We start from the raw sequence: 13,914 nt of genomic DNA, 5'->3' as shown, positions 1-13,914 counted from the left end.
GGCCACCTTGTTCGACTTCCCCTGGGAAGAGCGCCGCAAGCTGACCCGCTGGTCGGACGTGGCGACCGCCGGGCCGGAGTCAGGCCTGTTCAGCTCCGAAGACCCCGATGTGGTCGATCAGGAGCGCAAGGCCGAACTGTTCGAGTGCGTGGACTACTTCACTCGGCTCTGGAACGAACGGGTCAACGCCCCGCCCAAGGGCGACCTGATCTCGATGCTGGCTCATGGCGAGGCCACCCGGAACATGGACCGGATGGAGTATCTCGGGAACCTGATCCTGCTGATCGTCGGCGGCAACGACACCACCCGCAACACCATGACCGGCTCGGTCGTCGCCCTGAACCAATTCCCCGACCAGTATCGGAAGCTGCGCGAGAACCCCTCGCTGATCCCCTCGATGGTGTCGGAGACCATCCGCTGGCAGACGCCGTTGGCCCATATGCGCCGCACGGTGACGCAAGACCCCGAACTCGGCGGCAAGCAGCTCAAAAAGGGCGACAAGGTCATCATGTGGTACGTCTCGGGCAACCGCGACGAAGAGGTCATCGAGAACCCGAACGCCTACCTCATCGACCGCGAACGCCCCCGCCAGCACCTGTCCTTCGGCTTCGGCATCCACCGCTGCGTCGGCAACCGGCTGGCCGAGCTGCAGCTCAAGATCCTCTGGGAAGAAATCCTCAAGCGCTTCCCCACCATCGAAGTGGTCGGCGAGCCCAAGCGCGTCCCCTCCTCCTTCGTGAAGGGCTACGAGAACCTGCAAGTGGTGATCCCGAGCCGGCTCTAGGCCGGACCAGGAACGACGGCCGCCTCTAGAACGAGACCTGGAGGCGGCCGGCCAGGCTGTCACCGGCATCCTTGCCGGCGAACTTGCTGACCTTATTCTCGATGTTCCAATGGCTGACATTGACCATCAGCCGCATCCACTCTTCGAGACGCCAGTTGACGCCAACCGTCGCCTCGCGCCCTCTCGCTCCGCTCGGCGCATCGGTGTTGTCCAGCACCTGATAGCGCAGCGCGACCTCGAAGGCGCCTACGCCCCCCTTCGACAACGGCACCCTCGGATGCACCTTGCCCAGCGTGCCGCCGCGCGACGAATAGGACGGCGCCTCGCCGGTGATCATCCAGCCGGCAGACAGCGCCAGGGCGTCAACGTCCACATGGTCGGTTCGGGTCTCGATCTGCCGGCGACCGACCTCCAGGAACGTCCAGTAGGGTCCGGCCACGCCGCCGAACTCCAGACCGTAGCCCGCGCCCTCCAGCGGATTGCGCAGCGTCCCCAGCGGAACCTGCAGCCGATCATTGAAATGCCCACCCCAGCTGGTGTTCCGCGACAGACTCGCGAGGTCGGCGGGGAAGTTTTCGTAGTAACTCCAGGCCCCCAGGTGGACGGTGGCGGCCGGCGTCTTGACGGGGTTCCAGTGCCCGCGCGCCATATAGGTGAGCGTATCGCGAGCCACGCCCGGATTGCCGATGTCATCACCGGCGACCTGCGCGGTTACGTGCCAGTCGTCGCCGTAGACCTTGCCGATCACGCCCAGGCCATAGAACCCTTTCAGCGGTGTGATGGCCGAAGCCACCGCGTTGCGCTCCATGAACGGCGTGCCGTCGGAACTGCTGGAGCCCTCCTGGCTCCGTTCGCTCAGCCGGTTGCCGAAAGTGACCTCCACATCGCGGCCCCGCCAATGGTCGCGCCAGACGACATAGGCGCCCTTCACCGCGGCCTTGTGGTCCACGAAGTCGCTCTCGAAACTATAGGAGATGTGGCTCCCCACCCGCCCGTCGAAACCCAGCCGCAGGGTGCGAAGCTCATCTCCGGAAACGTTTCGCTCAGGATAGGTTGAGCCTGTCGTGGTCCCGGCGTCTAGGATGACGCGGCCCTTGGGGCGAAAGGTGATCTGACCATCCAGGCTGGAGACCTCGGGCCCGCCCCGATCCCAATGCAAGCTCGCAGACGCCGTCTCAGCAGCCAGCGCGGGAGACAGCGTTGTGAACGCCAAGACGCCCGCGATCACCGGCGCGACTGCGCCAGCGGACGACAAAACTGTTACTCTGGAAATAGGAACGCTCCCCCCGGAGACGAAGGCACTAAGAATGCGCCTCAATAGCCGCAGGTCGGCGCGCTTCCAGCCGAATTCTTCAATCCGCCACGCTAACTCCCCGATCTGGCGGTCTTGACGGCGCCCAGTGTCGGCGATGGTGGAGTTTGCGCCAACAACGCCGCCCGCATCCGGGCGTTGTCGGCCTCGACCTCCCGGATCATGCCCTGGAATTTCGGATCGTTCCGCAGCGGCTGGAGCATCGGCTGGCGATCGAGCCGCGTGAAGCCGTCCAGGTCATAGAGTTGGCGGTAGCCGTTATCGATAGCGCCACGCAGCTCCGCCAGGCCGCGCTCCTTATCGCCGAGCATCACATAGGCCTTCAAACGGGCGATCCTCCGGGCCTGCGTCTGGTGAAGACCCGGCTTCGGCTCGGTGGCCTGCAGCAGGGCCAGAAGTATCCGCCGCGCCTGTCCCCGGTCGCCGGTCTGCTCGATGACAAAGGCTGCGCCCGCCGCATCATTGGCGAGCCGAGGCGAGACTTTCGGATCGGGCTCGAACATCTCTGGGGACATCGCCACCAATTGCTCGCGCGCCACGTCGTACTGACCAAGCGACGCGGCCGCCTGAACCACGCCGCCCTGCCAGATGGGGTCCGGCTCGGTCCCCTTCAGCTTCGCCTGGGAGAAAGCGAGCAAGCCCGCATAGTCGCCCGCGACGATCATCTGAACGGCGATCGCGACTGGCCCGACCACCGGGTGCGCCTTCCACCCCTTGAGAGCCTCCTGGGCCTCGGCCGGCATTTCTAGGTTGTAGTACACATTCGACAGCGCAAGCGAAGCGGCGGGATCGGTCTGCGGCGCCGCGGCCAGACGGTACCAGGTCGCCGCCTCGTCCAGCTTACCCTGCTCCAGCATCAGAGCCGCGAGCTGCTCCTTTGAATCCACGAACTCCGGGAACAGCTCCACGTTCGCCCGATACCTCTGCTCGGCCTCGGCGAACCGATTGGTCGCGACCAGCGAGCCGGCGAGGGCGTTGTTGGCGACCCGGTCGAGCGGATCCACCTCGAGCGCCCGGCGGAGATAGGTCACCGCTTCGGCCGGCTTGGGCTGAGCGATGAAATCGCCGAGCAGACTCAGCGCCTCCGGATCGCGCGGCGCCAGTTCGACCGCGCGGCGATAGGCGGCCTCGGCCCCGACTTCGAAACGCGGCTCGCCCTCGCGCACGAACTGGATGGCGTTCAACATGCCCATGGCGACATAGGCCTGGGACGACTTGGGATCCAACTTCAGGGCCTTGGCGATCTCCGCCTCGGCGTCGCGCACCGACTGGTGATAGTCTCCCTCCTGGTAGTTCTGGGCCAGATAGGCCGTCACATAGGCGTAGCCGGCCCGCACCTGCGCGTTGTCCGGCTCCATTTCGATCAGCCGCTTGTAAATGGCCTGGGCCGATTGCAGCTGCTCCTTGCCCTTGCGGCGCACCTGCCCCTTGGCGACCACCTCGAGGCGGTAAGCCTCCGGGTCGCGCCTGGCCTGCCGGCCATCGCCGCCGCCGGCGCGCAGTTCGGCCTTCAGCGCCTCGGCCACCCCGTCGGCGATCTCGCTCTGGATCGCGAAGGCGTCATCCATCGTGCGGTCGTAGGTCTCTGACCACAGGTGGAAACCGTTCTTGACGCTGATCAGCTGGCAAGTAACGCGCAGCTTGTTGCCCTCTCGCCGGACGCTGCCCTCGACCACATGAGCGACGTTCAGCTTCTTGCCGATCTCGCGCACGTCCTGGTTCTTGCCCTTGAAATAGAAGGCCGAGGTCCGGCCGGCCACCTTCAGGTCCGGCACCTGGGCCAGGCTGTTGGTGACCTCCTCGGTCAGGCCGTCGGCGAAGTAGTCGGAGTCTTCGGCGGCGCTGAAACTCGCGAACGGCAGCACCGCCACCGACTTGCTGGACGCCGCCATCTGCAAGCCTGATCCGCCGTCGCGCCCGAAGGATCCCACCAGCCCGACCGTCGTGGCCACGAGCACCACCGCGACCGCGACAATCGCCGCCAAGGCGCCCCAATCCATCCAGTTCAGCGCTCGCTTGGGCGCGTCGGCGGCCGTGGCGCTGGTCCTCCGGATCGATCCGTCGGGACCCAGCTCAAACGCCCATGACCCGAGCGCCGCGATGGGCAGGCCCAGGACCAGCAGCATCAAGGTCAGGGCAGATATCCACTTGGGAAGATCGAGGGTTTCGAAGATGGTCCTGGCGACCTGGAACCCGCCCCAGGCCGTGACCGTATAGACGCCGGCCACGCGGACCACGTTCCGTTTCTTCAATTCGCTGAGGAAAACACGGAAATCCAAGGGAGCCCCCGTATCCAGCTGTCCCACTATGCTACAGAGTGGGCGTTTACTGAAGCACCGCAAGCGATTGAACTATTGAGACGGGACAAGGAAACGCTGCGGGTTGACGGCCTCGGGCGAGGCAGGCCTGTAGTTGGAACACCCACGCCTACTCCAGCCGCGCCAAGGGCCCCCTAGCCTATGAGTTCGACCCTAGCCCCAGCGCCGGAACCCGCTCGCAGGAGCCGCGGACGGCCTCGCGACAACGTTTTGCAGGAACGCATCAAGGCCGCCGCCCTGTCGGTGCTGGCCCGCCATGGCTTTTCCGGGCTCACTCTTGAGCGGGTCTGCGCCGAGGCTCAGGTTCCCAAGGCCACCTTCTATCGCCGCTGGGACAACCCGACCGCCTGTGTGATCGAAGGCTTCCTGGAGCTCTGGAGCGAGGTCGAGTTCGAAAACAAGGGAGACGCGGCGCAGGATCTCGAGGTCTTCGCCCACCGCCTCATCGACCTTTACAGCCACCCCGTCCTCGGACCTTGCTCGGTCGCGATGCAGACCGAGAGCCGCGTCAATCGCGAGGTCGGCGCCTCGCAGAACACCAGCGCGCTCCAGCGCCGGGCCAGGAACGCCGGCGCGCTTCAGCAGGCGTTGAACCTCATGCCGGCCCCGCCGGCCCTGTCGGCCGAACTGATCCTCAATGTCATCAACGGCGTCGCCCGCAATGTTCGGTCGCTGAACTGGCCGGTCAGCGACGAGGACCTGCGCCTCCTGATCCAAAGCCTACTGACGCCGGCCCAGCCTTGAGCCCCGCAAAAGAAAGGCGCCGCTCTCGCGGCGCCTTTCCAGGAGACGTCAAGCGAACCGGCCCGCTACCGCGAGCCAAGCTCTGGATCAGAAGTGCATCCGCGCCTCGACCCCGATGCGCCGGAACGCATCCTGGGTGATGGTCTGGGTATAGCCAGCGCCGGTGGCGTTGTTGTCCAGGAAGCCTGGAACGATGCCCGACACGAACTGCTTGTCGAGCAGGTTGCGCGCGAACGCGGTCACCTCGTAGCGGCCATCCTTGCTCTGGAGCCCCAGGTTCAGGTTCAGCAGGCCATAGCTCGGCTGGACCGCATTGGGATCGCCATAGGTGAAGAACACCGACGAGCGGTAGCTGTAGGAGACGTCGGCGGTCAGGTCGAACGGCGCGTTCTCAAGCTCGCGATTGTAGCGGGCCGCCACGGTGTACGACCACATCGGCGCATTCGGCAGGCCGCTGCCGGTCACCTCCTGGCGTCCGCCGACGCAGCCCAGCGCCGCCGTCTGGCCAGGGTAGCAGGCCGGCGCGAAGTCTTGGACCCGCGTGTCGGCATAGGCCACGTTGCCCGAGAACTGTAGCGCCCGGATCGGGCTGTACTGGGTTTCCAGCTCCCCGCCTCGCGAACGCAGCTTGCCGGCGTTGGCCAGGGCGAAACTGGTGGTCGCCGCGTCGAACGTCTGTGCCTGGAAGTCTTCAAACTCGGTGTGGAAGAAGGTCAGGTTGAAGGTGACCTTCCGCTCGAACGGCGTCGAGCGCAGCCCGATCTCATAGTTGCGCACCGTCTCCGGGCTCAGCACGTACTGGCCCGAATTGACCGTCGCGGCGCTCAGATTGTTGAGCAGATTGATCGCCTGGCCTTTGTAGCCCCGCGAATAGGTCGCGTAGACCATGACGTTGTCGTCGAACTTGTACTGCGTCCCGAGCTTGTAGGAGACGTCGTCGTCCTTCGCTGGCAAGTCAGGCGCGTTAAGCGCCGGGCCGCCGAGGCCGGGCACGCCGCCGATGGCGCCGGCCGTCAGGATCCGTTTGAAGCGCGCGTCCAGCCGCTCGTTAGTGTAGCGCAACCCGCCGATCAGCCGCAGTTGGTCGGTCACGTTGAACGTCGCCTGACCAAAGGCGGCGTAGTTCCGAGTGCTGATCGCCCGGTCGATGAAGTTGCCGAAATAGGCGCCGGCCGGCAAGACCTGGCCGAAATTGCCCTTGATGTCGGTCGTCGTGGAGACCTCCTGGTCGAAGTAGAACAGGCCCGCGACATACTCCAGGCGCTCGCCCACAGGAGAGCTGATCCGGATTTCCTGGGTGAACTGGTTCTGCTTTTGATGGGCGCTGTTGATGTTGAGCAGCGCCAGCGGACCGCCGTCGGAGTCGTTGTTGTCCTGCACCTCGAAGGCGCGATAGGCGGTGATCGAGGTGAGGCTGAAGCCCCCCAGGTCCTTGGTCATTTCGACCGAGGTTCCCCAGGTGCTCTGGTCGTTGAAGGTCCTGCCGTCGAAATTGGCTTCACGGCTATAGGGGCCGACATCCACGCCGGTGAACAGCGAGGCGCGGGTCGGACCGTTCGGACCGAAATAGCGGGTGGTCGGCAGGATCGAGCGCACCGTGCCGACGCAGCAGTCCTGGTCGGCGCTGGTGTAGTCGACCGTGGCGTAGAGATCGAAGGTGTCGCTCGGGCTCCAGACGACCTTGCCGCGCAGGCCGTAGGAGTTCAGGCCGTTGTACTTCTGGCCGTTGAAGACGTTGGTGATGATACCGTCGGACTCGTTGTAGAAGCCCGAGAGGCGGGCGGCGAGTTCACCGCTCTTGATCGGCACGGATACCGAGCCCTTGGCCCGCACCTCGTTGAAGCTGGCGTAGCTGATCGAGGCGTCGCCTTCCATCTGCGTCAGGTTCGGGCGCGCCGTGACGATGTTGATCACCCCGGCCGCCGCGTTCTTGCCGAACAGCATGCCTTGAGGACCGCGCAGCACCTCGATGCGCTGAACGTCGTTGAAGTCGAAGAACGAACCTGCGCTCCGCCCGATCACCACCCCGTCCAGGACCACCGAAACCGTCGGCTCGACGCCGTCCGAGAAGTTGAGCGTGCCGATGCCGCGCACCGACAGGCCCTGACCACGGGTGTTCACCGAGGGGTTGAAGGTCAGCGACGGCGCCAGTTGCTGCAATTGCTCCAGGCCCGAGATGTGGCTGTCGGCCAGGGTGTCGGCCGAGACGACGTTCACCGAGACCGGGACGTCCTGCAGCCGCTCCGAACGCTTCTGCGCGGTGACCACCAGCTCGCCTAGGGTCGTCTCGCCGGCGGGCTCGCCCGCCTCCGCCGTCTGCGCCATCGCGGCCGAAGCCGAACCCAAGGCGACGGCGATCGCCGCGCCGACAAAGAGCGCATGCTTCTTGGCCGCGGACGACCGCGTGACTGCACTGTGGATCATAGTACCCCCCCCAACCTTGGATATCCCTGTTGGGCGGAACCTTCTCCTCAGGCCGCAATATGTCAACTACATAGTATCGTAATTAGCGCGACACCCGCGCTGACGTGACCAAGACGCCTCAGCTCAAGCCGCGTCGTGGAAGATCACGCCGAGCGTGTGACGCTTGCCCGACAGCAGTTGGCTAACACCGTGATTGAGCTTCACCTGATAGTCGCCGCGCACGCCCTTCATCGGCCGGCCGTTCACGGCGAACACCGCCGCGTCCCCCTTGCGAAGCGGAAGCACCATCGGCCGGGTCTGCATCCGTGGCCGCTGCTCGGTCATCACGAACTCGCCCCCTGTGAAATCCTCGCCAGGCTCGTCCAGCAGGATCGCGATCTGCAGCGGGAAGACGTGCTCGCCGTACAGGTCCCGGTGCAGGCAGTTGTAGTCGCCGGGGCCATATTCGAGCAGCAACGGCGTCGGCCTCGACTGGCCGGCCTGATGACACCGCTCCAGGAAGGCGGCGTGGTCACCTGGGAACCGAGCCTCCTTGCCCATTCGCTCGTGCCAGCGATTGGCGATGGGCGCGAGGCGCCGATACGCCGCCGTCCGCAGCGACTGAATGAGATCCGGCAGCGGGTAGCTGAAGTACCTGTACTCGCCCCGGCCAAAGCCATGGCGTGCCATGACCACGCGACTTCGAAAGCCGGCCTCCTGGGCGTAGAGCCCGGCGACCACATCTGCCTCGGCATGACTGAGCAGCCTGGGCATGATCGCCCAGCCCTGCGCATCCAGGTCCGCGGCGACGCCCGCCCAATCCACCGCCTCGATCCGCTCCACGATGCTCAGCTCGCTCACGCCATACCGTCCGCTTCGACTAGCGAGGGCGCCGCCTCCCGCTCGATGAGCGCGCGTTTGCGCTCAACCCCCCAGGCATAGCCCGACAACGAACCATCGTTGCGGACCACCCGGTGGCACGGAATAGCCACCGCGATATTGTTCGCGGCGCACGCCCCCGCCACCGCCCGCACCGCCTTCGGTGAACCGATGGCTCCGGCGATCTGCGCGTAGCTGACCGTCACGCCGGCGGGAACATCCCGCAGCGCTTGCCAGACCCGTTGCTGGAACGCCGTCCCGCGCACGTCGAGCGGCAGGTCGAGCCCGATGTTCGGCGCCTCGACGAACCCGACCACCCGCGCCACCAACTGTTCGTAGTCGGCGTCGCCGCCGATCAGTCGCGCCTTGGGGAACCGGTCCTGGAGATCGTGGACCAACGCCTGCGGGTCATCGCCGATCAGGATGGAGGCCACGCCCCTGACGCTCGACGCCACCAGAATGGCGCCCAGGGACGACTGGCCGACGGCGAAACGGATCTCTTCATCGACGCCGCCTGCGCGGTATTGGCTGGGCGTCATGCCCAGCATGCCGTTCGCCCGCTCGTAGAACCGGCCGCTGGAGTTGAACCCGGCCTCATAGATCGTCTCGGTCACCGATTGGCCCTCAGCCAGGCGCTCGCGGACCCGTCCGGCCTGATGGGCCGCGACATAGTCCTTGGGCGTCAAGCCAGTGGCGGCCTTGAACAGACGGTGGAAGTAGCCGGCGCTGAGCCCGACCGCCTCGGCCAGTTCGGCCAGGGTCGGCGGCGTCTCGCCCTGCTCGATGATCCGGCAGGCCCTGGCCACCAGGACCGCATGCTCGGCGTCTCGCGCCTCCCCGTCGGGGTTGCAGCGCTTGCAGGCGCGAAAGCCCGTGGCCTTCGCCGCGGCCAGCGTGGCGTGCAGTGAGACATTCTCGGGATTGGCCGTCCGCGAGGGACAGGACGGTCGGCAATAGACGCCCGTCGTCGCCACCGAGTACCAGAACTCGCCATCGGCCGTGCGATCGCGCGCCAGCACCCGCGCCCAGCGCTGGTCGTCGGCGGTCGCCGCCACCACCGCCCGATCCTTCATCATGGGTTCCATCATCTTGGTCATCGCCAGACCCTTCATTGAGCTGTCGAGACGACCCTGCCGGACTCAGATGGTCACAACACTCCGGCGCTTGCTTTCAAATTCAAAGATGGGTCCGCCGCTTCGGCAAAAGCGCGATCAGCGCCATATCAAACGCCGAACTCTCCGGGATTGCCGAAGTTCATCGTGCGGAACACGCCAACCGCTCTCGAACCTCAAGGCCGAGGATCGCCCTGCGCGTCCATCTTCGCGCCATAGCTGAGCTCAGCCAGCCGCTCGGCGTCGGGCGACCAGAGCTGGGCGCCGGCGGCCTGCATCTCCGCCAAGGCCGCCTGCTCGTGATGGCGGCGAAGGACACGCAGCGCCTGGACCAGTTCCTCCTGCTCAGATGGTGGGGCGCTGACCGTCGACTTGGCGCCGAGCCGAATACCCACAAGCAACGCTATGAAGCCCACGCTGAGAAGGCCGACAACGTAGCCAAGCACCCCGAGTGAAACGACATTGGAAGCATCCATCGCAGGCTCCTGTAATCACCCACTTCAGTTAGGGTGCCGAGCCCCCGGCCGAAAGGGCGGCCCTACTGGATCTCGCGCCGGACAACCTCGCCGACACTCCCTTCCCGGGGGCCAAGGAACGAACTCCTTCGCTGCTCGCCGCAAGCTCCGTAAGAGTACTTAAGGGAGGCTCCTGGATTTCGCGCGCCCTCGTCCGACCCTAGCCATAGGGGGTCCGAGGAGGTCCATCCAGATGCTTGCCCAGTCCTTCGCCCCACCGCCCCGGGCGACGCCCATCGCCCGCGCCGACAACCTGTTGCAGCGCATTGGCGTTCGGATGGCCTTTGCAAAGGACGAGGAGATCTATGGCCAGGGCGAAGCCGCCAACCTGATCTATCTGGTGGCGAGCGGCGCCGTGCGCACCTCGCACTTCATGGTCGACGGCCGCCGCCCGATCGACCACTTCTACTATCCCGGCGACATCTTCGGCCTTGAGGTCGGGGACGAGCACACCCTGGCCGCGGAGGCGTTGAGCGACTGCCTGCTACTCGTCGCCACCCGCTCGGCCCTGGTCGCCGAGGGCGGCGAGCGAGCCCTTCAGACCATGCTGCGCGACACCATGGTCCGCGACCTGCAAAACACTCGCGAGCACCTGATGCTGCTGGTCTGCAAGACCGCCCGCCAGCGGGTTTCCGGCTTCCTGCTGGGCCTGGCCGAGCGCAGCCCCGACCCGGTGATCGAACTCGCCATGGGGCGGCAGGACATGGCCGACTATCTGGGCCTGACCATCGAGACGGTGTCGCGGATGATCACCGATCTGCAAAACAATCATCTGGTCGAATTCCAGAGCTGCCGGCAGTTCGTGGTCCGCGACCGCAAGGCGCTCGCAGGCATCGCCGCCTGCTGAGCGCGACTCGCCTCGCGCCTACAGCGTCTTCGAATGGCGGCCCTCCTGGGCCGTGAAATAGCTGTCGAACGCCGCGCAGACCGAGCGGACCACGAGCCGCCCGTCCCCGATAACAGTGAGGCGTTCGCCGTCGAACGCCACCAGCCCGTCGCGCTCCAAGGGCTCCAGGCGGGCGAGGTCGCCAGATAGGTCTGCGAGCGCCCGGCCATGACGCGCGCAGATGCCCGCGAGATCAGCCGACAGGTCGCACATCAGCCGTTCGATAATCTCGGCCCGGAACCGGTCGTCCTGCGTAAGCGGCGCGCCCCGGGCGATGGGGAGATCCCCGGCCGTCAGCGCCGAGCGCCAACCCAGTTCCTGGGCGATGTTCTGCACGAACCCCTGAGGCAGACTGCCGATCGCCGAGGCCCCGACCCCGAGCAGGGTGCGGGCGGCGTCCGTCGTGTAGCCCTGGAAGTTGCGCCGCAACCGGCCCTGCGCCTGGGCCAACGCCAGTTCGTCGGTCGGCAAGGCGAAATGATCGAGGCCGATCCGCACATAGCCCTCGGCGATCAGCCGCTCGGCCGCCGCCTCGCTCTGGTCGAGGCGCTCCGTGGCGCCTGGCAGAACAGACTCGTCGATGAGCTGCTGGTGCGATTTCATCCACGGCACGTGGGCATAGCCGAACAGGGCCAACCGTTCGGGACGCAGCGACAACAACTGATCGATGGTCTCCAAGGTGTTGCTCACCGTCTGGTGCGGCAGGCCGTACATCAGATCTAGATTGATCGAGCCCACGCCGGCTTCACGCAGCCAGCCGACGCAGCGAGCGACCTCCTCCAGGCTCCCCTGCCGATTTACCGCCGCCTGTACCTGCGGTGACAGGTTCTGCACGCCCAGGCTGGCGCGGTTCAGACCGTGCCCGGCCGCCGCGAAAACCCACTCGCGGGTCAGTCCTGGAGGATCGATCTCGGCGGCGACCTCGATATCGGGGGTCAGTCGGAAGACCTCGCCTAGGGCTCCGAACAGGACGCCCAGTTCATCGACGCTCAGCATGTTGGGCGTACCGCCGCCGAGATGCACCGCGCTGGCCGGAAGCCGCGACGGCAAGGCGGCCCCGAGCAAGACCAGCTCGGACTGGAGATAGGTGACATAGTCGGCCACAGGTCCGTGGCTGTTCACGACCCGGGTGTTGCAGCCGCAGTACCAGCAAAGCCTCGCGCAGAACGGGACGTGCACATAGACCGACACCGCCTCGTCGGCCGGCAGTTCGGCCAGCCAACCGCGATAGGTCGCCGCGTCGACGTCAGGCGTGAACTGAACCGCGGTCGGGTAGCTCGTGTAGCGGGGCGCGCGCCCGTCGTACTTCGAGACCAGCGAGGCGTGCGAGGGCGGCGGGACAAAGGCGGCGACGGCGGTCACGGGGCAAGCTCCAGAAGGCTGAGCCCTCACCCTGCCCGGCCCGTGAGGGGCTCGCCGTGACATCGGTCAATCCAGCGGTCGGTCGACCGGATCTTCGAGCAGTATGCGCGAGGCGTCGCCCAGCGGGTCGTCGTACTGGCCGCTGCGCACGGTCCACCAGAAGGCCGCCAGTCCGGTCAGGGCCAGCAGGATCGACACCGTCGCCAGGAAGATCAGGATGCTCATCTGCGCGCCTTCAACCCGGTCCGTAGGGCGTTAAGCGTCACCGTCAGCGACGACCCGGACATGGCCAATGCGGCGACCAGCGGGTTGATGAATCCGAACATGGCCGCCGGCGCGGCGATCAGATTGTAGAGCGCGGCGAAGGCGAAGTTCTCCAGAGCCCGGCGGCGCGCCGAGCGCGCCACGTCCAGCGCGGCCACCACCGCGTCCAGCCCCTCGCCCGAGAAGACCAGGTCAGCTGCGTTCTGGCTGGCGTCCAGCGCCGATCCGGGCGCCATGGCGGCGTGGGCGTTGGCGAGCGCCGGCGCGTCGTTGAGGCCATCGCCGACCATCAAGACCCGGCGGCCCTCCCGCCCTCGCGCCGCGATGGCCTCGGACTTCTCGGCGGGCGTCAGACCAGCGCGCCAGGTCTCGATTCCCAACGCCTGGGCGACCTTGGCGACCGGGGCCGCGAGATCGCCTGAGAGGATCTCGATGGTCAGGCCGCGCTGGCGCAGGGCGGCGATGGTTTGCGCAGCATCGGGCCGGATGGCGTCGGCGAAGGCGAAGCGGATCTTGGTCTCGCCGTCGAAGCCAAACCACAGCTCGGTCTCGCTAGGCTCCGCGCCAAGGACGCCGACAAAGGCCGCGCGTCCGAGCCGGGCGCGTCGTCCGCCGATCCAGCCCTCGACGCCTTGGCCGGGGGTTTCGACCACGTCCTGCGCCAGCGACGACACGCCGGCTTGGGCCGACAGAGCCTTGGACAGGGGATGGGCCGAGGCCCGCGCCAAGGGGGCGGCCATGGCGATCGCGGCGGGGACCGGATCGAGCAGGCGCGGACGCCCCTCGGTCAGGACGCCGGTCTTGTCGAACACCACGTGATCGACCTCGGCCAACCGCTCCAACGCCGCCCCGGACTTGACCAGGACGCCGCGCCGGAACAACCGCGCCGAGGCGGTGATCTGCACCGCCGGAACCGCCAGGCCAAGCGCGCAGGGGCAGGTGATAATCAAGACCGCGACCGCCCGCAGCAGCGCCTCGCGCGGGCCAAGCCCCAGCGCCCAACCGCCCAGGAAGGTGATCGCCGCGGCGCTATGGACGACCGGCACATAGAGGGCGGCGGCCTTGTCGGCCAAACGCACATAAAGCGAGCGTGATTGCGCCCCGGCCTCAACTAGCCGCGCGATGGCGGCGACAGCCGAGTCCTCCGACCGCGCGGTCGCCCGCAGCCGCAGCGTGCCCGTGAGATTCAAAGCGCCTGCGCGGCAGACGTCGTGCGCCCCGATGGGAACCGGCGCTGTCTCGCCAGTCAGCAGGGCGTTGTCGAGTTCCGACACGCCACCCTCGACCACGCCATCCACCGGGATGCGCTCGCCCGGACGCACCAGCAGCAGGTCG

Annotated in this window: 12 protein-coding genes; 3 read left to right on the top strand and 9 right to left on the bottom strand. The window is 66.7% G+C overall.

The annotated features are described in order from the left end of the window. A partial coding sequence (locus Q7T84_RS07325) for a cytochrome P450 (RefSeq protein WP_304807233.1) occupies positions 1-784 on the top strand: 784 nt, incomplete at its 5' end. A gap of 25 nt (positions 785-809) precedes the next feature. Here Q7T84_RS07325 and Q7T84_RS07320 read toward each other — a convergent pair. Next, positions 810-1,943, bottom strand: coding sequence for an OprO/OprP family phosphate-selective porin (locus Q7T84_RS07320; protein ID WP_304807231.1), 1,134 nt, complete (start codon positions 1,941-1,943; stop codon positions 810-812). A 206-nt stretch (positions 1,944-2,149) separates the two neighbouring features. Continuing rightward, positions 2,150-4,375 (bottom strand): tetratricopeptide repeat protein, encoded by a 2,226-nt coding sequence (locus Q7T84_RS07315; protein ID WP_304807229.1) that lies wholly within the window; start codon positions 4,373-4,375, stop codon positions 2,150-2,152. A gap of 249 nt (positions 4,376-4,624) precedes the next feature. Here Q7T84_RS07315 and Q7T84_RS07310 point away from each other — a divergent pair, with 249 nt between their 5' ends. Next, positions 4,625-5,158, top strand: a complete 534-nt coding sequence (locus Q7T84_RS07310; RefSeq protein ID WP_304807227.1) for a TetR/AcrR family transcriptional regulator — start codon at positions 4,625-4,627, stop codon at positions 5,156-5,158. An 87-nt stretch (positions 5,159-5,245) separates the two neighbouring features. Here Q7T84_RS07310 and Q7T84_RS07305 read toward each other — a convergent pair whose 3' ends face one another. The 4 genes from Q7T84_RS07305 to Q7T84_RS07290 all read right to left on the bottom strand — a co-directional run bounded on the left by Q7T84_RS07305 (position 5,246) and on the right by Q7T84_RS07290 (position 10,028). Then, on the bottom strand, positions 5,246-7,582 hold the full coding sequence (locus tag Q7T84_RS07305; RefSeq protein WP_304807224.1) for a TonB-dependent receptor: 2,337 nt from the start codon (positions 7,580-7,582) through the stop codon (positions 5,246-5,248). A gap of 123 nt (positions 7,583-7,705) precedes the next feature. Next, positions 7,706-8,335: a 2OG-Fe(II) oxygenase gene (locus Q7T84_RS07300; protein WP_304807235.1), complete on the bottom strand. Its 630-nt coding sequence runs from the start codon at positions 8,333-8,335 to the stop codon at positions 7,706-7,708. Between the two features lie 83 nt (positions 8,336-8,418). Continuing rightward, positions 8,419-9,537, bottom strand: coding sequence for a bifunctional DNA-binding transcriptional regulator/O6-methylguanine-DNA methyltransferase Ada (gene ada / locus Q7T84_RS07295; RefSeq protein ID WP_304807222.1), 1,119 nt, complete (start codon positions 9,535-9,537; stop codon positions 8,419-8,421). 191 nt (positions 9,538-9,728) lie between these two features. Continuing rightward, positions 9,729-10,028: a hypothetical protein gene (locus tag Q7T84_RS07290; protein WP_304807219.1), complete on the bottom strand. Its 300-nt coding sequence runs from the start codon at positions 10,026-10,028 to the stop codon at positions 9,729-9,731. 232 nt (positions 10,029-10,260) lie between these two features. On the opposite strand from Q7T84_RS07290, the gene Q7T84_RS07285 reads away from it, so the two are divergent. Then, entirely contained in the window at positions 10,261-10,914 is a 654-nt protein-coding gene (locus Q7T84_RS07285; protein WP_304807217.1) for a helix-turn-helix domain-containing protein, read from the top strand. Between the two features lie 18 nt (positions 10,915-10,932). Here Q7T84_RS07285 and hemN read toward each other — a convergent pair whose 3' ends face one another. The 3 genes from hemN to Q7T84_RS07270 all read right to left on the bottom strand — a co-directional run. Continuing rightward, positions 10,933-12,315, bottom strand: coding sequence for an oxygen-independent coproporphyrinogen III oxidase (hemN, locus tag Q7T84_RS07280; RefSeq protein ID WP_304807215.1), 1,383 nt, complete (start codon positions 12,313-12,315; stop codon positions 10,933-10,935). Positions 12,316-12,381: 66 nt separating this feature from the next. Next, positions 12,382-12,540 carry a cbb3-type cytochrome oxidase assembly protein CcoS gene (ccoS, locus tag Q7T84_RS07275; RefSeq protein WP_056730259.1) on the bottom strand — a complete coding sequence of 53 codons (159 nt, stop codon included), beginning with the start codon at positions 12,538-12,540 and terminating at the stop codon, positions 12,382-12,384. Then, positions 12,537-13,914 (bottom strand): heavy metal translocating P-type ATPase (locus Q7T84_RS07270; protein WP_304807212.1); only part of this gene is annotated, 1,378 nt, incomplete at its 5' end. The genes Q7T84_RS07270 and ccoS, both read right to left, overlap by 4 nt.

The organism is Phenylobacterium sp. (assembly GCF_030654915.1).
In the GTDB taxonomy this organism is placed as follows: domain Bacteria; phylum Pseudomonadota; class Alphaproteobacteria; order Caulobacterales; family Caulobacteraceae; genus Phenylobacterium.
Note: the sequence above shows the minus strand (reverse complement) of the source record. Positions and strands in the feature narration are given on the sequence as shown.